The 23,186-nt window shown below is 63.6% G+C and carries 17 protein-coding genes; 5 read left to right on the top strand and 12 right to left on the bottom strand.

Going from position 1 to position 23,186, the window contains the following annotated elements; all coding sequences use genetic code 11:
* Positions 1-60: 60 nt before the first annotated feature.
* Positions 61-459, bottom strand: coding sequence for a CopD family protein (locus tag ACIQWO_RS24370; protein WP_402829730.1), 399 nt, complete (start codon positions 457-459; stop codon positions 61-63).
* 418 nt (positions 460-877) lie between these two features.
* On the opposite strand from ACIQWO_RS24370, the gene ACIQWO_RS24365 reads away from it, so the two are divergent.
* Positions 878-1,186, top strand: a complete 309-nt coding sequence (locus ACIQWO_RS24365) for a DUF4148 domain-containing protein (RefSeq protein WP_402829728.1) — start codon at positions 878-880, stop codon at positions 1,184-1,186.
* A 347-nt stretch (positions 1,187-1,533) separates the two neighbouring features.
* Here the strand turns inward: ACIQWO_RS24365 and ACIQWO_RS24360 are convergent, their stop codons facing one another.
* On the bottom strand, positions 1,534-2,289 hold the full coding sequence (locus tag ACIQWO_RS24360) for a dienelactone hydrolase family protein (RefSeq protein WP_402829725.1): 756 nt from the start codon (positions 2,287-2,289) through the stop codon (positions 1,534-1,536).
* A 236-nt stretch (positions 2,290-2,525) separates the two neighbouring features.
* Positions 2,526-2,978 (bottom strand): DUF302 domain-containing protein, encoded by a 453-nt coding sequence (locus tag ACIQWO_RS24355; RefSeq protein WP_402829722.1) that lies wholly within the window; start codon positions 2,976-2,978, stop codon positions 2,526-2,528.
* Between the two features lie 275 nt (positions 2,979-3,253).
* On the opposite strand from ACIQWO_RS24355, the gene ACIQWO_RS24350 reads away from it, so the two are divergent.
* Positions 3,254-3,736, top strand: a complete 483-nt coding sequence (locus ACIQWO_RS24350; RefSeq protein ID WP_402829719.1) for a hypothetical protein — start codon at positions 3,254-3,256, stop codon at positions 3,734-3,736.
* Positions 3,737-3,792: 56 nt separating this feature from the next.
* Here the strand turns inward: ACIQWO_RS24350 and ACIQWO_RS24345 are convergent, their stop codons facing one another.
* Together ACIQWO_RS24345 and ACIQWO_RS24340 are read right to left on the bottom strand one after the other, a co-directional pair.
* Entirely contained in the window at positions 3,793-7,173 is a 3,381-nt protein-coding gene (locus ACIQWO_RS24345; protein ID WP_402829716.1) for an autotransporter outer membrane beta-barrel domain-containing protein, read from the bottom strand.
* 360 nt (positions 7,174-7,533) lie between these two features.
* The gene (locus ACIQWO_RS24340) at positions 7,534-8,466 is read right to left on the bottom strand and encodes a LysR family transcriptional regulator (RefSeq protein ID WP_402829713.1); all 933 of its coding nucleotides are present in this window, start codon (positions 8,464-8,466) and stop codon (positions 7,534-7,536) included.
* A gap of 128 nt (positions 8,467-8,594) precedes the next feature.
* Here ACIQWO_RS24340 and ACIQWO_RS24335 point away from each other — a divergent pair, with 128 nt between their 5' ends.
* Both ACIQWO_RS24335 and ACIQWO_RS24330 read left to right on the top strand, forming a co-directional pair.
* A complete protein-coding gene (locus ACIQWO_RS24335; RefSeq protein WP_402829710.1) occupies positions 8,595-9,794 on the top strand; it encodes an aromatic amino acid transaminase in 1,200 nt (399 codons plus the stop codon).
* A 93-nt stretch (positions 9,795-9,887) separates the two neighbouring features.
* On the top strand, positions 9,888-11,174 hold the full coding sequence (locus ACIQWO_RS24330) for an MFS transporter (RefSeq protein WP_402829707.1): 1,287 nt from the start codon (positions 9,888-9,890) through the stop codon (positions 11,172-11,174).
* 104 nt (positions 11,175-11,278) lie between these two features.
* Here ACIQWO_RS24330 and ACIQWO_RS24325 read toward each other — a convergent pair whose 3' ends face one another.
* From ACIQWO_RS24325 to hpaH, 6 genes are all read right to left on the bottom strand, one after another.
* Complete coding sequence (locus ACIQWO_RS24325; RefSeq protein ID WP_402829704.1) at positions 11,279-12,268, bottom strand: 2-dehydropantoate 2-reductase; 990 nt, start codon at positions 12,266-12,268, stop codon at positions 11,279-11,281.
* A gap of 4 nt (positions 12,269-12,272) precedes the next feature.
* The gene (locus tag ACIQWO_RS24320) at positions 12,273-13,226 is read right to left on the bottom strand and encodes a fumarylacetoacetate hydrolase family protein (protein WP_402829702.1); all 954 of its coding nucleotides are present in this window, start codon (positions 13,224-13,226) and stop codon (positions 12,273-12,275) included.
* A gap of 12 nt (positions 13,227-13,238) precedes the next feature.
* Positions 13,239-14,102 (bottom strand): extradiol ring-cleavage dioxygenase, encoded by an 864-nt coding sequence (locus tag ACIQWO_RS24315; protein ID WP_402829700.1) that lies wholly within the window; start codon positions 14,100-14,102, stop codon positions 13,239-13,241.
* Positions 14,103-14,161: 59 nt separating this feature from the next.
* Positions 14,162-15,637 (bottom strand): aldehyde dehydrogenase family protein, encoded by a 1,476-nt coding sequence (locus ACIQWO_RS24310; RefSeq protein WP_402829698.1) that lies wholly within the window; start codon positions 15,635-15,637, stop codon positions 14,162-14,164.
* Positions 15,634-16,407 carry a 4-hydroxy-2-oxoheptanedioate aldolase gene (gene hpaI / locus ACIQWO_RS24305; RefSeq protein ID WP_402829696.1) on the bottom strand — a complete coding sequence of 258 codons (774 nt, stop codon included), beginning with the start codon at positions 16,405-16,407 and terminating at the stop codon, positions 15,634-15,636. The genes ACIQWO_RS24310 and hpaI overlap by 4 nt, the downstream gene beginning before the upstream one ends.
* A gap of 69 nt (positions 16,408-16,476) precedes the next feature.
* Positions 16,477-17,286, bottom strand: a complete 810-nt coding sequence (gene hpaH / locus ACIQWO_RS24300; protein WP_402829693.1) for a 2-oxo-hept-4-ene-1,7-dioate hydratase — start codon at positions 17,284-17,286, stop codon at positions 16,477-16,479.
* Between the two features lie 515 nt (positions 17,287-17,801).
* Here hpaH and ACIQWO_RS24295 point away from each other — a divergent pair.
* Positions 17,802-19,970 carry a TonB-dependent receptor family protein gene (locus ACIQWO_RS24295; RefSeq protein ID WP_402829691.1) on the top strand — a complete coding sequence of 723 codons (2,169 nt, stop codon included), beginning with the start codon at positions 17,802-17,804 and terminating at the stop codon, positions 19,968-19,970.
* Positions 19,971-20,027: 57 nt separating this feature from the next.
* Here the strand turns inward: ACIQWO_RS24295 and ACIQWO_RS24290 are convergent, their stop codons facing one another.
* Positions 20,028-23,096 carry a hypothetical protein gene (locus ACIQWO_RS24290; protein ID WP_402829688.1) on the bottom strand — a complete coding sequence of 1,023 codons (3,069 nt, stop codon included), beginning with the start codon at positions 23,094-23,096 and terminating at the stop codon, positions 20,028-20,030.
* Positions 23,097-23,186 lie beyond the last annotated feature (90 nt).

Here is a 23,186-nt window from a genome sequence, read left to right as displayed (position 1 = left end):
CCCCAACCCGGCCGAATCCGGGTCGAATCCCTTACCGCATCATTGCATCCCGCGCACCGCTCAAAACGGTTTGACGATCACGAGCACGACGATGATTGCCATCGAGATGAAGGTGACGGGTAGCGCACGTCCGAACACTGCGGGCGGCTGCGTGCTTGCGTCGCGCTCCAGACGCCGCAGTGTGGCCGACAGCCGACCGTGCAACGCAGACACAACGATCACGAACACGAGCTTGGCCATGAGCCAGGGGGCGTGCCACCAGCTGGCCATGATGGCGAGCGTCGGCCCCGTGATCCACACCACGATCAATGCAGGCGACGCCAGTGCGTAGTCCGCCCGTCGCGCTACGCGACGCCACTCGGGCTGCGCCAGACGCCCGCCCAGCGCCATCGTCACAAGTCCCGCAATGAACGTGATGACCGCGATCAGGTGCACCGCCTTGATCCAGAGATAGAGCATCCGATGTCTCCTATAAGGTCCGAACGATTATTTCTATCTAAGCAACAGTTGCTTGTAATAAGTCGTCTTTATCGCGAAGGTTCGCATTAATACACTTCAACTGTCGACGATGAATTGAACATCGCCTCATCGGAGTCTGTTCCTGTCCCATTCGGGCTCGCGAACGTGTTCTGCCGGCTGACTGGCAAGGCGCACGCGGCGCCGTTTGGTCGCCCAAATAAGCTGCGGGCAACGCCGCCAGACGGCCGGCAGGGCACGTTCCCTACGGGTTGCCCACCCAAAGGGGCGCTCGCCGCGTCATGGCCCTCGCGAATATTCCCGATATTCGCTTCGGTCCATTCCTCGCGACCGCCCCTTTGGCCAGGCAACGCGAGCCCGAATGGGACAGGAACAGACTCCACAAGACAGGAGAAATATCATGAAGCGCACCCTTATTACTTCGGCTCTGGTTTCCGCAATGCTGGCTGTTTCGGCCGGTTCGGCTTTCGCCAGCGATGCATTCGACGGTCCCTCGGAATTCTCGTGGGTTCCGCAAACAAGCGCCCTGAGCCGCGCCCAGGTTCGTGAAGAACTCGTTCAGGCGCAACAAGCCGGCCTCGTGGTGCAACACGACGCCGTCTACCCGAAGGCAGCCCCGAGCGCACAGCCGGTCGCAGCCACCGCCCCGATCACGATGGGTTCGGTGGGCGCTCAGCAACGTGCTGGCACGACCTACTTCGGTTCGTAATGTAACTCGCCGCGCTGCGGACCTCTTGCCTGACGAGAGGCCGCGGCGCGGCGCGCGTTCTGCGCATAACGACGCACCGATTGCCGGTGCTCAGTGTGATCTCCGGTCTCTGACCTAAGACTCCTGTCGCTGTGCGTAGCGGTTCGACGCACAGGACTTTGCCCGTCGCTTCGGCGACGGGCTTTTTTAGCCGGGACGCCACCCGCTAAAAGCCGACGCCAGGTCGACGACACCTCGTCAGTAGGTCGATGAACAGGACGTACGAAAACGAAGAAGCCCGCATTGGCGGGCTTCTTTGCGTTTACCGACTCGATGGCAGCACTTGGCCATCGAGGGAAAACAACGCCTTACTTCGCGAACGACTTCGCCAGGAATTCAAGCGCACGGCCGTGGGCCAGCGCGGCCGACGGCTGATGGTACGACTCGCGCGACCAGCAGTTGAAACCGTGATCTGCGTTCGGGTACACGAACACTTCGGTGTTCGGACGCGACTTCACCGCCTCGCTCACCTGCGTGACGATGTCCGGCGTGATGTGGCTGTCGAGCGCGCCATAGTGGAACTGCGTCGGCACATTGAGGTTGGCCGCTTCGCTCAGATAGTTGTGAATGCCGCCGCCGTAGTACGGCACGGCAGCGTCGACCAGACCGCGTGCGGCGCTCAGGTACGACAGCAGACCGCCGAAGCAGTAGCCGATGGCGGCGACCTTGGCACTGGCGTCCAGCTTGCCGCGCAGCGCCTTCACCGTCGCTTCGACGTCCTTTACCGCTTTCTCGACGTCGACCGCCTTGCGCAGCTCCATCGCACGGCCCCAGTCGTCGCCCGAGTAGCCGAGTTCCACGCGCGGCGCCGAGCGCCAGAAGATGTCCGGCGCGAGCACGACATAACCGTCCATCGCGTACTGATCGGCCACGCCACGAATGTGCTCGTTCACGCCGAAGATTTCCTGCACCAGCACAACGCCCTGGGCGTTGGCCGTCTTACCGTTCGGCGGCAATGCCAGATAGGCATCGAAGGCGCCATCCACGGTTTCAACACGAATCCATTGACTGTTCGACACGGAAGTTGCTCCATCAAAAAGGGGGAAATGCCTGCGCCCTGACATCGAACAACGCCCGCGGGGGATCGGGCGCGGCCACTCGATACGTTCGAACTGGCCAGACGCAGTTAGGCCGGATCAGTATAGGGACTTTTGAGACGATTCACAGCGCGTCGGAAAGCCCGCCAGATAAGGCTCAACGCCACTTCACGCGACGCACCCCGCGACCTCCCGACGCAGAAATCACGCCTTGTCGCCCGTACTACGTCGCCCATCGTTTCGACGTTCGAACCCACTGATGCTCAGTCCGCCCCTTTCGTGAGCGCCGCTTCCAGCAGTTTCACCACGCCGCCGAACCCCGCCACCTGCGCGGAGTCGATGCCGTACAGCGCGCTCAGCGACGGTCCGGGATTCAGGAAATCCACCCGCACGTCGTCGGCGCTCGCGGCCCACACCATCACTTTCAATGGCAGTTCCAGTCCTGCATGGGGATTTGCGGCCATGACGGGTGTGCCGCCCTTCGGATTACCGAACAGCACCAGCCGGGTCGGACGCAACGATGTCCCCGCCGAGGCCGCCGCCGCGCTCTGGTCGATGTCGGCGAAGATGGTCATGCCGTGCTGCTTCAGCGTGTCGATCACGCGCGTGAGCGTGGCGTAGAAGTCGACCGGGCTGCGCAGCGACGTAACGCTCGCCGGATGCGCATGGCCGGTGGATGCGGCAGATGCGTTGATTTGGGTGGCTTCGGTGGTCATACAGGCTCCTCGAACGCTGAGGCGAGATAGACAACAACACCCACGCAAAGTTTGCAGGGCAGCCGCGCCAGTGTACCGCCGCCCTCCGATGCGCATCATCCCCTCAAGGCGCCTCCGGCGACACTCGTCTGCCGTCTTCGCCGACCGATCTCGTCGCCCCTCACACATTCCCCCGCCTTACATGTCGTTACCGCCCCGCTGTCTGCCATTCGAGGCGCGTTACGCTTGGCCCCGTCGTTCGACAATTCAGTGAACGCATTTGATACGGAGTCCATATGATCAAGATTTCGATGCGCCAGACCGTGAGCGGGCTTGCGCTGATGCTCGCGCTGACGGCCACCGGCGTCAGCCTGCCCGCTGCGGCCGCCACCGATGCACCGCCCCCCGCCCGCACGCAAGCCGCCACGCCGGGTGAGATGCCGCCTCCGCCGCCGGGCATGGGCCCGCACTTCGGCGGCCCCGGTCCACGTGGCCCTATGGGTCCGGCCGGTCACGGTGGTCCGGGCTTCGCTGCGGCTCGCACCATCGAGGAGATCGCGCATCTCTATCGCATCGGCGGCCATCCGGAGAACGTCCTGCCGTTCTATCGCGAGACGCTGACGCAAACGCGCGATCCGATGCTGCGGCACCACCTGCGCGAGGCCATCGCACGTGAGGAACTGAAGCCCGCCGACACCACAGCGGCCATCGCCACGTTGCGTGCGCAACTGAGCGAAGACCTCGCCGCGCTCCCCGCGCCCGACGCCAAGCGTCGCTAAGCGCTGACGCGCACCGCACCCCGCGACACTGCGTCAACGGGTGCGCCGCTAGCGCCTCAGAAGGCGTACTTCGCCCCGACGTTCACCAGCACGCCGCGCATGCCCCCCGTGCCGAAGCTCTTCTGATATGACACACGACCATACAGCGAGAAGCTCGCGCCCTGCACGCTGTTCACCCCCAGCGAGAACATCATCGAATCGCCGTACTTCCCGGTCTGGAACATCGCGTCGCTGACCTGCACGCTGGTGCCGCCCACGAACGCATGGATGACGTCGAACCCGAAGTACGGCGTGATGCGTCCGGTGCTGACGTCGAAGGGACGCGTGAGGCGCACGCCAAGCCGTCCGGTGAACTGGTTCTGTGAGCCGATGTTGACGGAGAGTCCATCGGCATCGGTCATGTTATCGAAGCCGAGGTGCTGACCGACGAACTGCAATTGCGGTTCGAGATTCATGCCATACGCGAGCGCGAGCGGATACCCGGCCTCGATGGACGCCGCGTAGGCGTTGCCCCGCATCGGCGCGACATCGCCGCGCGCTTCGGTCGTCGTGCGCCCGTTGAACCAGCCGACCGACGCGATGCCGTCCACGTACCAGCCCTGCTGGCTCTGATACGTCCCGTAGCCATACAAACGATAGACGCTCGCACGCGTGGTACTCGGCCCGTCGATGGCGGTCGGTTCGTAATGCAGCCATCCCATCGAGCCAGCCGCACCGAAGCGCCATGTGCCGTTGTCGGTGAAGTGCTTGAAGAGATTCCCACCGATCTGAATCGCACCGTAATCGGCGTTCATGTCGTAACCGAACGCCTGAAAGCTCTGGTTGGAGCGGTACTTGAAGCTACCGCCGTAACCGCGCATGAACATCTCACCCGGTCCGCGATCACGGCCCAGAATCCGGTCGTCGCGCACTTCGCCCAAGCGCCGGTGCAACGAGTCGATGTCCGTCATCCCCGCTTGCAGGAAAGCCGCTGGCGCGCTCAGATAAGACGCCACCTGTGGTGCCACCTCACGTCGTGCATCCGGCGGCACCGGCTCGTCGACGCCACCACCGGGGTTGCCCGGCTCCTCGGGATCGACGCCCCCTCCGGGCGACACGTAGGCACTCTGCAACCGGTAGTCCCAATAGCCCGCACCGGTGCCGACGAGGTTCTGCGTCGGGTCGGCCGTCCCATGCGCCGAACCGGGACCGTAGGCATAGATCCGGTATTCGTACGGCGAATTCGGTGCGACCACATAACCGCCCGGCAGACTGAACGCGTTGAACGTCGAGGCCCCTGACACCTGCACCAGCGAAATCCCTTCGTTGTTGGTGATCACTCCGCTGGGCGATGTCAGCGCGCCCGGGCTGCCCGTCGTCGGCTTGATGCGCAGCGTCGTCGTGCCGCTCGCGCTGCCTTGAATCAGCAGACGGTCGGTGTACTGATTCGACAGCGCGCCACCTTCGTTCAGATACGTGTTGAGCGCGACCGTGCCACTGCCGCCGACGTAGCCGTTGCCGATGGTCACATTGCGATACGACCCCTGACTGGTTGGCGCGGAGGTGAGCAGCGCCGTCACCGGAAAATCGATCAGGCTGTTGGTGTTATTCAGCTCGGTGACGTTGGACGACGCCGTCACATGCCAGACGCTGTTGTTGCTCAGGTTGACGACCGACGTGCTGCTGGTGTCCGTGTAAATCCGCCCCGTGATGGTCGAGTTGCTGGCGTCGAGATTGAGTGTCGCGCCAAGCCCGGACCGGGTCGATGCATTGATCGCCCCGCCGCCACCGCTCAGCGTCGAGTTCGTCAGATTGACGTTGGCGATGCCGCCGTAGATCCACAATGCGACACCACTATCCGACGTCACCGTCGTGTCCTGTAACGTCATGTTGTAGCCGCCTGCGCGCAGCGGGGCCGCGATGCCTGCGCGCGACACCGCAGTCGGTGCGGGCGACGGTACATCGCTGCCAAGATCCGTCGGCGCAGCGGGGACCGGCGTAACGATGGCGAGCGGAGGCGGCGCATCGGTCGATGGCGACAGCGGTGTCGTCGCGGGCAAGGTCGGCAGGCCGGGCGTCGGTGCGGATGTCTGCACACCAGTGATCGTCTGCGGCGCGTCGAACACAATGGCGGCCGTGCCGGCGCCCGTGGCCCGTATCGCTGCGCCGGTCGCATTGAACATACCGCCGTTCTGGATGCGCACGGCGTACGCGTTGGTCCCCGCCGTGGTGATCGATGTCCCCGCGCCAGTCGCGCTGCTGCGCAGCAGGTTGACCGTCCCCGCGTTGGCGTAAACGCCGTAGGTACTCGCCTGATCGGTCGTGATGGCGCCCCCTGCGAAGTTGGTCGTGCTGCCCGTCCACGCATAAATGCCGTAGGCCTGCGTGCCGTGCGTGGCGATCGCGAAGTCGGAGAGATTCACCGTCGCCGCGCCGCTGCCAGAGAGCAGACCATAGGCCGTCTGTCCCTGTGTAGTGATCGAACCGCCATTCAGCGTGGCCGTTGTGCTGCCGGAAATCCACATGCCATAAGCGGAGGTGCCTTGCGTGTTCACCGCGACCTGCGACCCGGTGACGGTCGACGTGCCGTTCACCAGCAAGCCGTACGTCGAATTCTGCGTGGTGGAGAGACTCAGCCGGTTCAGGTTGCCGTTCGCCGTACCGATACGCACCGCGTGACTGCCCGCGCCGGTCGTGCTGACGGTCACGGTGCCGGATGTGCCGGGATCCGTGTTCGTGTTCAGCGTGCCGCCCGACTCGGCATTCAGACCGAGATTCCCCGCCACGGCGGTCGTGATGGTCGAGTTTCCGTTAATGGTGGCAATGGAGCCGTTGTACACCTGCACACCGCCCGCACCAGCACCGGTGCCCGTACCGACCGCACCGTTCGACGTCACTGTCGAATTCGTGAGCGTGATGTTGCTGCCGCCCCAGGACCGCACACCCCAACTGTCCTGACCATTCACGGTGATCGACGTGTTGCTCAGATTGATGCTCGACGTCGCGCCATAGGGGCGCATGCCGTCGGCCGTCGTGCCATTCGTGACGATGGTCACATTGGAACCGGTCAGCACCGAAGTTCCCGACGACGTCTCGGGCATATAGACACCATGAACCGACGCGCCGTTTCCGGTGAGCAGGACCCCGGCCGTACTCGCGACGATATTGACGGTGCCGTTCGCGATGTAAAGCGCGTCGTTCGGCGCACCCGCGCGGTAGTCCGATGTCACGGACACAACTCCGGGGACACCGAGATTCGGATTGATCGTGACATTCGCGCCGCGAAATACCGAGATCCCGGCACCACCGAGTTGCGCTGGATAGGGCGGTGCGGGGTGAATCGTCACGCTCCCCTGAATCACACCGACGGGCACGACATTGCCGTCGTAATACTGTTCGTAAGTGAGCGTGGTCCCGGAGACGATTTCGGGTAGCGGATAGGTTTGTGCGCGCGGCACCTGCGGCACCAGCGAGAAGAAAGACCAAAGAAGCCGCCGTCGCGACGGGATGACGGCGGGGCAAGCATTCGTGCTTGGCGTGGGTCACTCTACCTCCCAGGGGATGGAGTCAAGCAGACACATCAGTAGCAATGCGAAGCATTGGAAGCACAACATCTCAGAGGATGTTTGGGTAAACACTAAACCAATCGCCTCGAAAACTACAGCACGCGCAGGTGCCGATACGCCGTCATTTCAACGCGTATCGAGAACTAATTATTTAAATGATCAAACCCGACTTTCCTTTCGTAATTTTAATTACTGGAATGTTGCTTTCTCACGCATGCGATGCGCACAACATCATCGTGCGCGCGTCGTGAATCACGTCTTCGCGGTCTCCATGATCCGTGCGTTCCACTGCGGCAACCACTCCAGCAGGAACTGCGCGAACCCTTCCGCCGCGGGCGACGGCGCGCGCGACACCGGCCGGTAAACACACACTTGCCGAATCGTCTCGGGCGAGATCACACGGCGCATCAGCAGACCGAACGGGTGGGCGAGCGCAGCCACATAGCCAGGCGTCAGCGTCGCGGCCAATCCTTGCGAGGCGACGCCGAGTGCCGTCGTCACGTTATCGACGACATCGATGGACGTGATGCGTGCATCGGGCGGCGCAGACTGACGCATCTGCGCGACGCTGCGCTCGTGATCGCGTCCGGCGGCGACGAGCGGCGTGTCGCGCAGGTCGGTCCATCGCACGCGTTTGCGGCGCGCAAGCGGATGCTCTGGCGCACACCACAACACCCACGGACTATCGAATGCGGGCGCTCCGGCCACATGCGCCCCCGTCGCGCGATTCGGACCGATGGCAATGTCGAGATCGCCGTTGGCGACATGATCGATGAGCGCATCGACGGGGGTATCGACCACACGCACCACGACCTTCGGCCGCGAGGCGGCGTATTCGCGAATCGCCGCAGGCAACGCCATGCTGGCCAGCACCAGCGGTGCACCGACACGCACGATACCGGCGGCGCGGTTGCGCAAGTCGTCGGCCGTTTTCTCTGCGGCCTGCACATAACGCAGCACCGACTCGGCAGACGACAGAAAATCGCGCCCGGCGCTGGAGAGCGCGACGCGTCGCGTGGTGCGGTCGAAGATGCGAAAACCGAGCACCGACTCCAGCTCGGCGACCAACTGACTGATGGCGGACGACGTGAGTCCCAGGCGATTGCCTGCCTCGGCAAAGCTATGCAATTCGGCGATGGCCACCAGTGCTTCGAACTGGCGCAGCGTGACACGGGTCAGGGGCATGGCGTTTCGATTATCAAGTTTCACTTACGAATGGACCAGAATCGATTGATTGTTCCGCAAAGGGGCGTCGCCCACAATCGATTTTCAAAATTCCCCCGTGAACCGAAGATCGAGACGGAGCGAGCCTCATGTTTTCCCATGTCGACGCCTACCCTGGCGACCCCATCCTCAGCCTGAACGAAGCCTTCGGCCAGGATCCCCGCCAGCACAAGGTCAACCTGTCCATCGGCATCTACTTCGACGACGACGGCCGTCTGCCGGTCATGCAGGCCGTGCGTGACGCCGAGTCGGGTGTCCTCGCCGACATCGGTCCCCGTCCCTATCTGCCGATGGCGGGCACGCCCGCTTACCGCGACGCGGTGCAAGCCCTCGTCTTCGGCGAGCAGAACGCCGCACGGCGCGAACAACGCATCGCCACCTTGCAGACGCTGGGCGGCGGTGGCGCGTTGCGCGTCGGGGCCGATTTCCTGAAACGCTACTTCCCCGAAAGCACCCTCTGGATCAGCGACCCGAGCTGGGACAACCATCGCGTGGTGTTCGAGAGCGCCGGATTTCCGGTGCAGTCCTACCCCTATTACGACGACGCCACCGGCGGCCTGCGCTTCGACGCCATGATGGACACGCTGTCCTCGCTGCCGCCGAAAAGCATCGTGCTGCTGCATGCGTGCTGCCACAACCCGACCGGCGTGGACCTCTCGCAAGCGCAGTGGGAAGCGCTCGTGCCGGTACTGCGCGAGCGCGGGCTGATCGCGTTCGTCGACATGGCGTATCAGGGGTTCGGCGACGGGCTCGACGCCGATGCCTTCGCGGTTCGCGCGCTGACCGACGCGGGTGTGCCGACGGTCGTCGCCAACTCCTTCTCGAAGAACTTCTCGCTGTATGGCGAGCGCTGCGGCGCGTTGTCGGTGGTCTGCGCCACGGCGGACGAAGCGTCGCGCGTGTTCGGCCAGTTGATGGGCACCGTGCGTGCGAACTACAGCAATCCGCCGACGCACGGTGCGCGGCTCGTTGCGCAAGTGCTGACGACGCCGTCGCTGCGCAGCGCCTGGCAGACCGAGCTCGACGGCATGCGCACGCGCATTGCATCGATGCGCGAGCAGATTCATGCGCGTCTGGCACCGCACGTGACCGGCGAAAAGCTGTCGCGCTACATCGCGCAACGCGGCATGTTCACGTACACGGGCCTGTCGGCCGCGCAGGCGGACACACTGCGCGAGACGCACGGCGTCTATGTATTGCGCTCGGGACGCATGTGCGTTGCGGGCCTGAACACGCGCAACGTCGACACCGTGGCGAACGCCATTGCGCAGGTGCTTATGCAGCATTGATGCAGCGCTGACCAGGCATTAGCACGGCGCGCATGCTCGCCGCACCACGCTCGAACAGCATGCTCAACACATAAAACAACGACTGGAGACATCATGAACACTGCAACGGCTGCCGGTGCCCACATTCGCGGGCACTCGACTTCACACACCTGGCGCGCGGTGATATCGGCGTCCATCGGTAACGCGCTCGAATGGTTCGATCTGGTCGTGTACGGCTTCTTCGCCGTCACGATTTCGAAGCTGTTCTTCCCCACGCACGACGATACGACCTCGCTGCTGCTCACGCTCGGCACGTTCGGCGTGTCGTTCTTCATGCGGCCACTGGGCGCGATTGTGATTGGCGTCTATGCGGATCGACGGGGACGTCGTGAAGCGCTGACGCTCACAATTCTGCTGATGATGGCGGGCACGGCGATCATCGCGTTCATGCCGACGTACGAGACCATCGGCTTACTCGCACCGGCTGGAATCGTGCTCGCGCGCATGATTCAGGGCTTCTCGGCGGGCGGTGAGTTCGGCAGTGCGACCGCGTTCCTCGCCGAACACGCGCCGCAACGGCGTGGCTTCTTCGCGAGCTTCCAGGTCGCGAGTCAGGGGCTGACGACGCTGCTCGCGGCGGGCTTCGGCGCGGTGCTGACGAGCACGTTGACCCCGGATCAGATGATGAGCTGGGGCTGGCGCGTGCCGTTCCTGTTCGGTTTGCTGATCGGCCCGGTGGCGTATTACATCCGCCGTCACGTGAGCGAAACGCCGGAGTTTCTGGAATCCGAACCGACACAAACGCCGCTGCGCGACACGCTGAGTCATCAGAAGATGCGCCTGTTGCTGGCGGTCGGCGCCGTGGTCGTTGCCACGGTGTCGACGTATCTCGTGCTGTACATGCCGACGTACGCCATCAAACAGCTGGGTCTGCCTGCTTCGGTGGCATTCGCGGCGACGGTCGCAACGGGGATCGTGCAGATGTTCCTGTCGCCTGTCGTAGGCGCGTGGTCGGACCGTGTGGGACGCGCCAAACCGATGATGATCGCCGCTGCGCTTCTGCTCGTGACGATCTGGCCGATGTTCTGGCTGCTGTCGACGCACCCGAGCTTCGGCGTGATGCTGGGATTGCAAACGGTGTTGGGCGTATTGATGACGATGTACTTCGCACCGCTTCCGGCGCTGGCCTCGGAGATCTTCCCGGTCAAGACGCGCACGACGGGCCTGTCGCTGTCGTACAACCTGTCGGTGACGTTCTTCGGCGGCTTCGCCCCGTTCATTCTGACCTGGCTGATCACCGCGACGGGCAGCAAACTCGCCCCGAGCTTCTACATGATGGCCGCCGCCGCCGTGGGACTGATGGCGCTGAGTCAGGTGTACCGCCACACGGGCGTGCGCTGATCAGGTGGAAGTAGGAAAGCAGACGGACCAATAGCAAAGGGGCACCTCGGTGCCCCTTCTCTTTTGCATCGACGACGACAATATCGACGATAGCGAACGACGACTTACTGAGGGTACAACCCATGCACCCGACCGAACAATCGGGTCAGGCCCAGCAGCGCATCGATGTTCGGGGTCGGTACACCCACACGTTGGCCGATCTCGCGCACTACTGTAACCAGCGCGTCGAGTTCGATAGGGCGGTTGGCTTCCACGTCCTGCAACATCGACGTCTTGAACGCCCCCAGCTTTGCCGTCACCTGATGCCGGTCTTCCGGCGACTGGTCGATGGCGCAGCCGATCTTCGCACCGATGGCGGCCGCCTCGCGCATCGCTGCCGAGCAGAAATCGCGCACCAGCGGATCGTCGAGCAACCGGTCGATGGTCGCGCCCGTGATCGCCGACACCGGGTTCATCGTGAGATTGCCCCAGAGCTTGTACCAGATGTCCAGACGCACGTTCTCCGACGCCTTCGCCTCGAAACCCGCACGCTCAAGCAACGCCGCCAGACGCTGCACGCGCTCGCTCGCACCACCGCCCGGCTCGCCGATGATCAGCCCACGCCCCATCTTGTGATCGACCAGCCCCGGCTCCGGCGTCGAAGCACTCGCGTGCACCACGCAACCGATCACGTTCGCCAGCGGAATCGCCGCACCGATGGCACCCTCCGGATCGATGCTCGTCAGCGTCGCATCGCCAAACCCCGGCACGCCCTGACAGAACCACCACGGCACGCCGTTCATCGCAGGCAACACGAGCGTTTGCGGACCGAGCAACGGCACCACCGACGACGCGACCTGCGCCAGCGCCGGTCCCTTCACCGCAATCACCACCAGATCCTGCTCGCCAAGCTTCGCCGCGTCTTCCAACGGATGCGCCGCCGCCACCGGGCCGGTCGCCAGCGTCTCGCCTTGCTTTACCCGCCAGCCCCGCTCGCGCAGTGCGGCCAGCGTCGCGCCACGCGCCAGCGCGCTGACCTGCGCTTCGCCCGTCGCCGCAAGTCGTTGCCCGATCAGCCCACCGATGGCGCCCGCGCCAATGATCGTCACCTTCATCCGTTCACTCCGGTTGATGTGCCGCGAGACGATAGTTCTCCTTGAATCGCTCCGGCACACGTTCGTCAAAGCCCAGCGCCACACGGCGCACTTCCGGACTGTCGCCCGGCGGATGGCCCACACCGAGCGCCGCCGCACGCGGCGCATCGATCTGCACGACCCGGCCAGAGAGCCGTCCCAACCCCGTAATCTCGCACTCCACCAGATCGCCCGCATCCACCGAACGCGAGTGGCATGGCGTGCCCATCAGAATGACGTCGCCCGGCAGCAGCGTGATGTGACGCGCAATGTCCGCGATCACGTAATGCGGCCCCCAGATCGTTTCGTCTCCGATGTGCGCTTCTTGCACGACGCGTCCGTTGCGATAGGTGCGCAACGTCTGCTCGAACAGGTTCACGCCCCGCACGATACCCGGTCCGATGGGCAGCAGCGTGTCCGCGCCCTTCACCCGCAGCATCGATCCCTGATCGGTGTCGCGAAAGTCCTGCAAGCCCATGTCCAGCGCCGGGCAGAAGCCCTCGATGTAATCCCATGCTTCGTCCGGCAGCACATTGCGACACGTGCGCCCGATCACCACGGCATACTCGCTTTCGTAGTTCAGATACCGGCAATCCGTCGGCTTCAGAATCTGGCCGTCATGCCCGTTCAGGGACGTCGTCGGCTTCATGAAGTACGTCGGCGTGTCGGTGGGCTTGGGCTTGTTGCGCGTCTCCATGCTACGCGAGCGATAGGAGATGTGCACGGCGATGATCTTCGACGGATTCACCGGCGGGAGATGCGTCACCGTTTGCGGATCGACCAGACGTCCGTCGTCGAGTCGCAGCATGCCGTGCGCCTCACCGGCCTCCTCGACCATCGTGCCCCAGTACGCGCTGCCGCCCAGCAGAATATGGCGACGCTCGACACGCGGGCCGCGCATCACTGCAGGCAATTCACGCAGCGGAAATTCGAAATCCATGATGTCGCCTCGTCAGATCGTATCGAACCAGATGTGCACGTTGCCCGTGCCACGCGCGTTCTCGTAGTCGGACAGCACCGTGCCCGCGCTACGGCACTCGGCCCCGCCGAGCGCACCGACCATCTGCAAGTAGTGCGCGCCATGCGCTTCCCACGGACGCTTCCGGTAATCCGTATCCCAGTCCGCCAGAATCCGGTCGTGACGTCCCTCGCGAAACGCTTCGATGGCGCGCTTGTCGCTCTCGATGTTCTCCGGACGCGACACGTTGCTCTCGTGAAAGATCCGCGGATGATTGGGCTTCCAGTCGAGGCCGTTGAACTTGTGACTCAGCGCACCGGACGCGAGCATCACCACCCGCAGATCGCTGCGGCGAATCGCTTCGCCGATCACTTCGCCCGATTGCAGGAAGTGCTGCGTCTCGCAGTTCTGGCACGAGCTCACGGTGACGATCGGCGTTGCTTCGAGGCGCAACTGTTTGATGACGTTGATCGTCGGGTAATGCCGCGCGAGATCCGGGTGTTGCACGGCACGCGCACGCACGCCCCGCTCACGCGCGACGGCGTCGATAGCAAGCGCCAGTTCCGGATGTCCGCGATAGTCGTACGGCACACCGTGCAGATACCACGGCATCTCGTCCGACGTGTACATGCCCGAGTAACCCGCGCCGCCGTCGACCAGGTGATAACCGGTCGTGAACCAGTGCGAATCGAAAATCATGACGACGTCCGGACGCACCGCTTCAATGCGCTCGCGCAACCGCGCGTACCCGGGAATCAGGTCCGAATCCGCACCCGCGCCCTGCAACACGCGAAACTCCTCACACTGCATCAGGCCGGGGTGATGCGACACCAGCGCCGCGCCAACGATCTGTCCCATGCTGCTCTCCTCTTGTCCTGTTGTCTTGCTAATTGTTTTGACGATGCGACAGCGCGCCATCAGCGATGGCTGAAGCTCGCCTTGAACGGTTGTTTCGGCACGACGACATCCTTCACGTCGCAGAAGAATTCGAAGCTCCAATCGCCGCCTTCGCGTCCGACGCCCGAACGTTTGATGCCGCCGAACGGCGCGGCCAGATCGCGAATGCCGAAGCTGTTGATCCAGATGAAACCCGTGCGCACGCGCTCGGCAATCGCGATGGCATGCGCCTCGTCGCCGTAGCAAACGCCACCCAGCCCGTAGTCGGTGCCGTTAGCCATGCCGACGACTTCGTCGTCGCTCGCGAATGTCTGCAATGTGAGCACCGGGCCGAAGACCTCCTGCTGCACGATCTCGTCTTGCTGACGCAGATCGGTGAGCAGCGTCGGCGCGAAATACTGCGCGCCGAAGTCATGCCGCGTGCCGCCCCACAGCAGGCGAGCGCCGCCCGCAACCGCCCGCTCGACGAACCCCTGCACACGCTCCAGTTGACGCATGTGGATGATCGGCCCGACTTCGGTCGCGGCGTCGCGCGGATCGCCCACGACGAGACGTCCGACCACCTCGCGCAGCTTTTCGATGAACACTGGGGCGACGTCTGCATGTACGAGCAGCCGCGTCCCTGCGAGGCACACCTGCCCGGCGTTGCGGTACATCAGCGCAGCGGTGGCGGCGGCCGCGTCGAGATCGGCGTCGGCCAGCACGATGAACGCCGACTTGCCGCCGAGTTCGAGGCTGCACGGCACGAGGTTGTCGGCGGCCGTCTTCGCAATCCATTTGGCCGTGGCGACCGAGCCGGTGAACGAGATGCGCGCGAGCCTGGCATCGCTGACCAGCGCCGCCCCGGTCTGTGCGCCCGAGCCCTGCAACAGGTTGAAGACCCCCGGCGGCAATCCCGCCTCGTGTGCGCAATCCGCCAGCAACGACGACGTCAGCGGTGCCCACTCGGGCGCTTTGAGCACCACCGTGTTACCGGACGCCAACGCCGGGCCGATCTTCCACGTCGCCAGCATCAACGGCGAATTCCACGGCGTGATGATGGCCACGACACCGGCCGGATCGTGACGCACGAGATGGCGTGCCTGCGGTGTCTCGATCACGTGCTCTTGCAGCGTCAGCGCATGCTCGGCGAACCACGTGATGTTCTGCATGGCGCGCGGCACGACACCGTGTGCCATGCGCGAGCGCAGCACCCCGGCGTCTGCGCTCTCCAGCGTGGCGAACGCGTCCGCGCGGCGGCCGATGGCGTCGGCGAAGCGCTGAAGATACGGCTGACGTTGCGCCGCGCTCAGTGCCGCCCATGCGGGAAACGCCAGCGAGGCCGACGTCACCGCCGCATCGACGTGCCCGAGGTTGCCGCTGGCGATGTCGCCCAGAGGCGTCTGATCGATGGGCGAGACGCACTCGAACGTCTCGGCAGACGCCACACGGCGGCCATCGATGTAGTGGTCCGGCGACACCGACACACCGGCGACGTCAAAACGGGTATCACTCATGCCTTGTCTCCAAACTTCGCGGCCAGCGCGCGGCTCGCATTGGCCAGCAACGTGGTGTCGATCCCGACCGCGATGAACGTCACGCCGAGGTCGAGGTAGTGTTTCGCGAGCGCCTCGTCGACACACAGAATGCCCGCCGCCTTGCCCGCGCGACGAATGCGCGCGATGCCGTCTTCGATGGCTTTTCGCACCTCCGGGTGGGTGGCCTGCCCGAGATAGCCCATCGACGCCGCGAGGTCGGCCGGGCCGATGAACACGCCGTGCACGCCATCGACGGCGGCAATCTCGTCGACCTGCGCGAGGGCGTCGGCCGTCTCTACCTGAACGAGCAGACACGTCGTGTCGTTCGCGGCGTGCAGATAATCCTCATAGCGATTCCAGCGCGACGAGCGCGCCAGCCCGCTGCCGACACCACGCGTGCCCTGCGGCGGATAGCGCGTGGCACTCGCGAGATCGCGCGCCATCGCGGCAGACTCGACCATCGGCACGAGCACCGTCGTTGCGCCGATTTCGAGCACTTGCTTGATGAGGGCCGCATCACCGTGTGGCAGACGCACGACCGGGTGCACCGGGTAGGGTGCGACGGCCTGCAGCGTCGCCAGCATCGTGCGCAGATCGTTGGGCGCGTGCTCGCCGTCGATCACGAGCCAGTCGAACCCGCTGCCCGCGCACAGTTCGGCGGCGTACGGCGTGGCGAGTCCCATCCACAGGCCGATCTGACGCTCGCCATGTGCCAGCGCCTGACGGAAGGTATTCGGAGGTGTTTTCATGACAGGGGCTTCCTGATGTGAGGAGCGCTCGGCGGCGGCCGGTGGCCGCATCCGAGCGCAGATGAAGCGTCAGACAAAGCGCACACCGATGGCGCCGAGCGGACCGTAGTCCGCATGGAAGACGTCGCCCGCAGCGCATGCCACCGGTCGCGTGAACGAGCCCGCCAGCACGATCTCGCCCGCCTGCAACCCTTCGTCGAAGGCGCCCAGCTTGTTGGCGAGCCACGCAATGCCATTGCCCGGATGGTTCAGCACGGCGGCACTCAACCCGGACTCTTCGATCACGCCGTTGCGATACAGCAACGCGCCTGCCCAGCGCAGGTCGATGGCATCCGGTTTCACGGGACGGCCGCCGAGAATCACGGCGGCATTCGCCGCGTTGTCGGCAATCGTGTCGAAGACTTTGCGCGGTGCTTTGGTGTCGCGATCGAACAGCTCGATACGACCGTCGATCAATTCCAGTGCGGGTGTCACCCAGGCGGTGGCGTCGAGTACGTCGAACAGCGTCACGCCCGGGCCTTTGAGCGGCTTCGCGAGAATGAACGCCAGCTCCACTTCGAGACGCGGCACGATGAAGCGCGACGCCTCCAGCGTTGCGCCGTCGGCGACCAGCATGTCGTCGAGCAGCGTGCCGTGATCGGGTTCGGTGATCTGGGCGGCAACCTGCATGGCACGCGACGTCAGCCCGATCTTGTGCCCGATCACGCGACGCCCCTCGGCGAACTTCAGCGCGAGCCACGCCTGCGAAATCGCATAGCTGTCGGCAATCGTCATCTCGGGGTAACGGCGGGAGAACTGCATCACGGGCGTGCGGCTGCGCTCGGCGTCGTGCAGTTCGCGGGCAAGGGCCTGATGGGTCGAGGCGTCGAGCTTCGTCATCGCGGGGTCTCCGTTGTCGGCGTTGTTTTGAATAGTCCCCTATTCTTGCGGCCCGGCGCGCCACGAACAATCAATCGATTTTGGGCGATTAATTAGCAAAACTGGATAATCCGATACCGCCTGAAACCCCTATCCGCCGTGCGGTTGTGGTGCTGGAGCCACGGTCTCAACCGACCGTTGAAGCAAACACGGCGGTCGGCATTTGTCATCGCTTCTTCTCGTTTCCTTGCGACATTGCACGACATCTCTGCGTAATGTCGTGCATTCTGCCTCGCTTCCCCGTTCGTCCCCGCCCCTACGCAATGTCATCGCTCAAATACCGACAGACGTTCGTCGACACCCATTAAAAATGAGAGTGATTTGCATTTATAATCCGCGTCGCTTTATTACAACGTCTTACTAATAACGATTCGCTCGCCGCAGATGTGCTTTGCCGCAAGGCATGGCCGTTACGCACATCCCTCAGCGGCCTCGCTCGCCACCGCCAGAAGTTACGAAGGTCTGCCAAGATGAAGATGTCCGCAAGTCGCCACGCCGCTGTTCCCGCTGCTCCCGCCGCTATTTCCGCTGTTCTTCCCGCCCATCGCCTACAACGCCTGCCCCGCGCAACCGCTTGCGCCGCCGCCTTGCTGATGGCCACGCTGGGTGCCGCGCACGCCCAACAGGCGACCTCGGCGGCCGAAGCCAAAGCCGACGTCGAACTCGGTGCTGTGAATGTTTCCGGCGACTGGCTGGGCACCGGTCTCGACAACAGCGCGAAGACGTTCCCCGGCGCGCGCACGGTCGTGAAGAAGGAGCAGATCGACGCGTCGGGTGCCGCAAGCATCGGCGATGTCCTGCGCCGCATTCCCGGCGTTCAGGCGACGGACAACTCCAGCACCGCGGGCAGCGCCATCTCGCTGAACATCGGCGTGCGTGGCCTCACGGGTCGTTTCAGCCCGCGCTCGACGGTGCTGCTCGACGGCATCCCACTCGCTGTCGCGCCCTACGGTCAGCCGCAGTTGTCGTTCGCACCGGTCAGCCTGTTCAACATCGAGAGCATCGACGTCGTACGTAGCGGTGGTGCCGTGCGCTACGGTCCGCAGAACGTGGGGGGCGTGATCAACTTCAAGACACGTTCGATCCCGAGCACGCCGGGCCTGACGGCCGACGCGACCGTGCGTGAAAACATGTACACCACCGGTGGCGGGGCGAACACGCAGTACGGCCTGTTCCTCGGCACGCAGATGGACAACGGTCTGGGCCTCGCGCTGCTGTACTCCGGCATGGTCGGCCGCGACTGGCGCAAGGGCAGCGACGAGCACGTGAACGATCTGGCGTTGAAGTGGCGCTACGACATCACGCCGAGCCAGCAGGTGTACGGCAAGATCTCGTACTTCGACGCAAAGTCGATGACCCCGGGCGGTCTGACGGCCGCGCAGTACAACGCCGATCCGTTCCAGAACACGCGTCCGACCGACTACTGGAGCGGCAATCGCACCGGCCTCGACTTCGGCTACCTGAACACGATCTCGGAAACGCAGGAATTCGAGATCCGCACGTTCTACAACGAGAGCTATCGTCAAAGCACGCTGACGAACCTCTCGGTCCTGCCGCTGGTGCAGATTCACCAGCCGCGTAACTATCAGACGTTCGGCATCGAACCGCGCTTCACCCAGCGCCTGTTCTTCGGTCCGACGGCGCATGACGTCACGGTCGGCTATCGCTTCATCCGTGAGCGTGGCGACGACAACAACTTCCAGACGACGCTGTCCACTGGCAAGACATCCGCCACGACGACGTTCTACAACTACACCAGCGCCAACGCGTTCTACATCGACGACCGCATGGCGTGGGGCAACTGGCGCTTCACGCCGGGCCTGCGCTACGAAATGATCGCGTCGCAACGTGTCGACAAAGCCTCGGGCAACACCTTCCGCACGGACAACAACAAGCCGCTGCCTTCGGTGAACCTGTCGTATCTGGTGAACAGTGCGTGGACGATCTTCGCGGACTACAGCACGTCGTTCGGCCCGGTGCAGAACACACAGCTCAATTCGATGTCGGCGTCGAACCCGCTGGAGCCGGAACTGGCCCGCACGTATGAAATCGGCACGCGCTGGACGGACAACCGCTGGAAGGCCGAATTGACGGCCTTCAGAATGAAGTTCGACAACCAGATTCTGCAGGTGCCGGGCGTGAGTCCCGCGACGTTCCAGAACATCGGTGCGACGAACCACGACGGTATCGAAACCGCCATCGATTACACGTTCGATCGTGACAGCGCGCTGCGCGGCCTGAACCTGTACGCGAACTTTACGTACGTACGTGCGATCCAGAAGTCGGGGGCGACAGCAGGTCTCGACGTGCCGTTCTACTCGCGCTTCACCGACACCCTCGGCGCGCGCTACACGATCGGTCAGTGGACGTTCAACGTCTCCACTACGCACCAAAGCTCGCAGTACTCGGATCTCGCGAACACCGATGCGCCGTCGGCCGACGGCCTGAACGGCAAGGTGCCGGGCTACCGTGTGTGGAATCTGCAGGCGCTGTACAAGCTGCCGTTCTACAAGAACGCTGACATCACCGTGGGTCTGAACAACGTGTTCGACAAGCGCTTCTACACGCGCAACACTGACCAGAACGGCGGCATCATGGTCGGCGCACCGCGCATGGTCTACGTGCAAGGACACTTCGGGTTCTGATCGACGTTCCCTGCCGTCAGCACAAAGCCCTGCCCTCGATTCGACGGCGGGGCTTTTTTATCGACGGCTCCTCGGCTTCTTGTACTTCCTATCGTCGCCGGGTCGATAGTCGGGGTCTTCTTCTTCGTCGTCGTGGTCCGCTTCGTATGCGTCCTCGTCGGTGTCTTCCGATTCCTCCGAAAGGTCGCGACCGCCACGGCGACCACGCAGGCCACGTCTGCCAACAACTACGCGACGCGTCGAAAAGTGCGTCTCTTCATCGTCCTCGATATCCGACGCATTGTCCCGGTCCGAATCCTCTTCGTCCGAAGCGCGCTGCTCCTCAACCTCGTCGAAGTTTCGCTTCCGGTTGAGACTCGTATGAATCCTGTCCGATATCGCAATCGTCACCCGATGCTGAAGCGCCACCGCATCGGCATAGCGTTTGGGTTTTGTCGACGGTGTCGCGCGCACCCGCTTCTTCTTGTTCTTCTTCCCCTTCTTTTCTGGCGCCTCCTCTTCTTCCTCCTCCCTGCGCTTCATGTCGGACGCGACGAACGCGTCCATATCCAGCGCCAAATCCGGCGGCAACCATGACGGACGATTCGACGCGTACGCCAACATTTCCCGCTCGACCCACAAGTCGTCGTCTTCGACGTCCTGCTGAGCGCCGAGCGTCTTTTCCTCTTTCTCGACCTCCGCCAGCCGTCGGGGCATGGAGCCGCCCGCCAACGTGCCGATGAAAGTGCGAGCGCCGCCCATATCCGTCACAGGAGCGCTACTCGTCGGCCAGTTGTCTTCCTCCTCTTCCTCCGGCTGATAGCTGACGAACTGGTTCTCCCAATCCGCCCGCGACGTGGTCTGGTCCTTGTCCTGATCGAACAACCGCAGCGGCCCATCGCCATATCCCGCACGACGAAGAATCAGATACGCGTAAGCGCGGCTCACGCGTCCGTTAGTATCGTGCAGCGGATGCAACACACTGATCTGCTGCTGAACATGCGCCGCCAGCCGGGCGATGTCATTTTCCTTTTCCGTCTCGGGATCGATCCGGCGACGTCCTTTCGGTTTGGGTTTCCGGGCAAGAATGGTGTCGAACTCCCGCTTGCTCTGCGCAAGCAGCTCACCGAGTGCCGATGCCTTGTCTTCCTGCTGGTAACTCACGTTGAACAGGCCCTTGTTGCCTTTGCCCTTCGCGCTTGTCACCGAGAGGCCGTGTCCGGTCAGCGTCTTTCTCTCCGGCGATGTCAGTTTCACCGGTGCGCCCCAGAATGACGGTTCGTCGTCCTGCGTGATGAATTCCACTTCGCTGTGCGTCTCACCCGCCAGGCGCGCGGTTACCGTACGGAATCCGTCGATCGACCAGATATCGATGCCATTGTCGGTAATGACGTCGTGCCATGCGTACGCCGTCTTCTTCCCGTACGGAAACGCAAAACTGGCGTCGCGTTGCCCTTCCACGGTGCCGCCGGTGCTATTGGAGATGAACCACGATTGTGTGCGCTGATCCATGTCCGTGCCGTCGAGCTGTGTCAGCCACCGGTCGTTGGGGTTGAGCAGCGCTTCCTGACTTTGCTTGACAGCGTCAACGTGCGATGTCGACTCGCCTTGCTCGACCATCGTCACGAGCCGTGTGACGCCCGCGCCGTAGTTGCCTTCCTCAACGGTGAGCACCTTGAACGTCGCACTCGCCCGGAAGACGACCTCCCGCTGCCCGTGCCCGATATCCGGCGCGACGGGGCTGATCGGAATGCCGTTCATGCCCTTGGCGTAGATGCGATAGCGATCCATCTGGTCGCCCTTCTTCTTCATCCCGCCCTTCGAGAAGGCGACCGTGCCGCCAGCGGACTCGCTTGCACTCAGCGGAGTCCCCTGACTGAACAGTCGGCCCGGCTGAAGCGAATCGTTTCTCGGATAGGCGGCGTAAAGCGTGCCTTCGATGGGCGCAATTCGTGCGAGTGTCGAGTCCAGCAACGCGATGTCATGGCCTGCATGTCCCGGGGTGTCGCTCTTGGCCGAGAGGCCGATGTCCATGCCCACGTTATTCTTCTGCACCCCCGTGACCGGAGATGCCCACTTGGTGAGGATGTCCAGCGCACGCCTGTCGCGGCGCGCGTCCAGACGCCTGTAAAGCTGTTCGCTTCGCTGACGCAGGAACGGATGATCCTCGACCAGTTCGTCTCTGTCGGTCCAGTCGATGGACGACACCTGACCGAATTTCGGCGGTTTGTACGGGTCGGCATCGAGTGCCTTCCCGCTTCGGATATCGACGATCGTCTGAAGGTATGCGCCCTTGTCGGGCAGCCCCGCCTCCGCGCCTACAGCACGGGCGTCTCCCCGTAACGCGGCGAGATGACTGTACAGCGCGATGAGGTAGTCGTTCGCGCCATCCGACGTGTGAGCGACGAGGCTTTTCAGCTCGCCCATCAGCACCTTCGGATTGTTCCGGTTACGCAGTAGCACCCGCTTCTGTTTGGGGAGCAGGTTATCCCACGTCGTGAAGTCGACCGTGGACAAATGCTCCTCGAATTCGCCGGGTTCCTCAGGATTCCAGGGCTGCTGCGCTTGCTCCGACTCCTCTTTCGCGGGCGGAAAAATCGTCTGAAAGTGGCTGCTGATGGCGGCCTGATGTTTGCCGACGTCGAAGCGCGACGCCAGCGGAATGGCACTGGCGGCCTGATCGAGCAGACGGACATCGTTCTCCGGGTATTGCGGCAGCCGCGTGGGCGCTTTCGTGCCCCGGCGTCGCTTGGGCACGAACGGCGCCAACATGGCCCAGGCCATTTCGATGTTGTCCGGCAGTGTGATCTGCTCTGAGGATTTTTGGGCGGCGATCCATGTCCGCCGAATCTCGTCGAACGTCAGCTCACTGACGTGCATGAGCTTTGTCAGATACGCGTCTTTGGTGTACTGCCGCTCGACGTCGGGCGAGAAATTGATGACGCGCTGGATGGGTGCAGATGACGATGTGGGCGGCGGCGGTGACGCCAGCGCCTGCTGCTGCGCCACCGCACGGGTGCGTGGACTGGCGTCGATGGTGGTGCGCATTTGCGCGTGGGCGCGGCTGATCGGACGATTATCGACGAGTGCGGGCGTCGCGGCGGATGCATCACCGACGACCGGCGCGCCCTCCTGGCGCGCACTCACCGCTGGCCTTCGTGCCTTCGCCCCCTCGCTCATCGCTGCCCCGTGTCATTCGTGTTTTTATCGAACAACGGCTTGTGTGCTGCGCGTGCC

This window comes from Pandoraea sp. NPDC090278 (assembly GCF_044772185.1).
GTDB lineage: Bacteria > Pseudomonadota > Gammaproteobacteria > Burkholderiales > Burkholderiaceae > Pandoraea.
This window is presented reverse-complemented; position numbering and strand designations above follow the sequence as displayed.

Coding starts and splice junctions, on each gene's coding strand:
- hpaI (WP_402829696.1), bottom strand. CDS start 16,407: ATGAAAACACCTCCGAATACCTTCCGTCAGGCGCTGGCACATGGCGAG.
- ACIQWO_RS24295 (WP_402829691.1), top strand. CDS start 17,802: ATGTCCGCAAGTCGCCACGCCGCTGTTCCCGCTGCTCCCGCCGCTATT.
- hpaH (WP_402829693.1), bottom strand. CDS start 17,286: ATGACGAAGCTCGACGCCTCGACCCATCAGGCCCTTGCCCGCGAACTG.
- ACIQWO_RS24370 (WP_402829730.1), bottom strand. CDS start 459: ATGCTCTATCTCTGGATCAAGGCGGTGCACCTGATCGCGGTCATCACG.
- ACIQWO_RS24335 (WP_402829710.1), top strand. CDS start 8,595: ATGTTTTCCCATGTCGACGCCTACCCTGGCGACCCCATCCTCAGCCTG.
- ACIQWO_RS24365 (WP_402829728.1), top strand. CDS start 878: ATGAAGCGCACCCTTATTACTTCGGCTCTGGTTTCCGCAATGCTGGCT.
- ACIQWO_RS24310 (WP_402829698.1), bottom strand. CDS start 15,637: ATGAGTGATACCCGTTTTGACGTCGCCGGTGTGTCGGTGTCGCCGGAC.
- ACIQWO_RS24330 (WP_402829707.1), top strand. CDS start 9,888: ATGAACACTGCAACGGCTGCCGGTGCCCACATTCGCGGGCACTCGACT.
- ACIQWO_RS24340 (WP_402829713.1), bottom strand. CDS start 8,466: ATGCCCCTGACCCGTGTCACGCTGCGCCAGTTCGAAGCACTGGTGGCC.
- ACIQWO_RS24320 (WP_402829702.1), bottom strand. CDS start 13,226: ATGGATTTCGAATTTCCGCTGCGTGAATTGCCTGCAGTGATGCGCGGC.
- ACIQWO_RS24355 (WP_402829722.1), bottom strand. CDS start 2,978: ATGACCACCGAAGCCACCCAAATCAACGCATCTGCCGCATCCACCGGC.
- ACIQWO_RS24325 (WP_402829704.1), bottom strand. CDS start 12,268: ATGAAGGTGACGATCATTGGCGCGGGCGCCATCGGTGGGCTGATCGGG.
- ACIQWO_RS24360 (WP_402829725.1), bottom strand. CDS start 2,289: ATGTCAGGGCGCAGGCATTTCCCCCTTTTTGATGGAGCAACTTCCGTG.
- ACIQWO_RS24350 (WP_402829719.1), top strand. CDS start 3,254: ATGATCAAGATTTCGATGCGCCAGACCGTGAGCGGGCTTGCGCTGATG.
- ACIQWO_RS24315 (WP_402829700.1), bottom strand. CDS start 14,102: ATGGGACAGATCGTTGGCGCGGCGCTGGTGTCGCATCACCCCGGCCTG.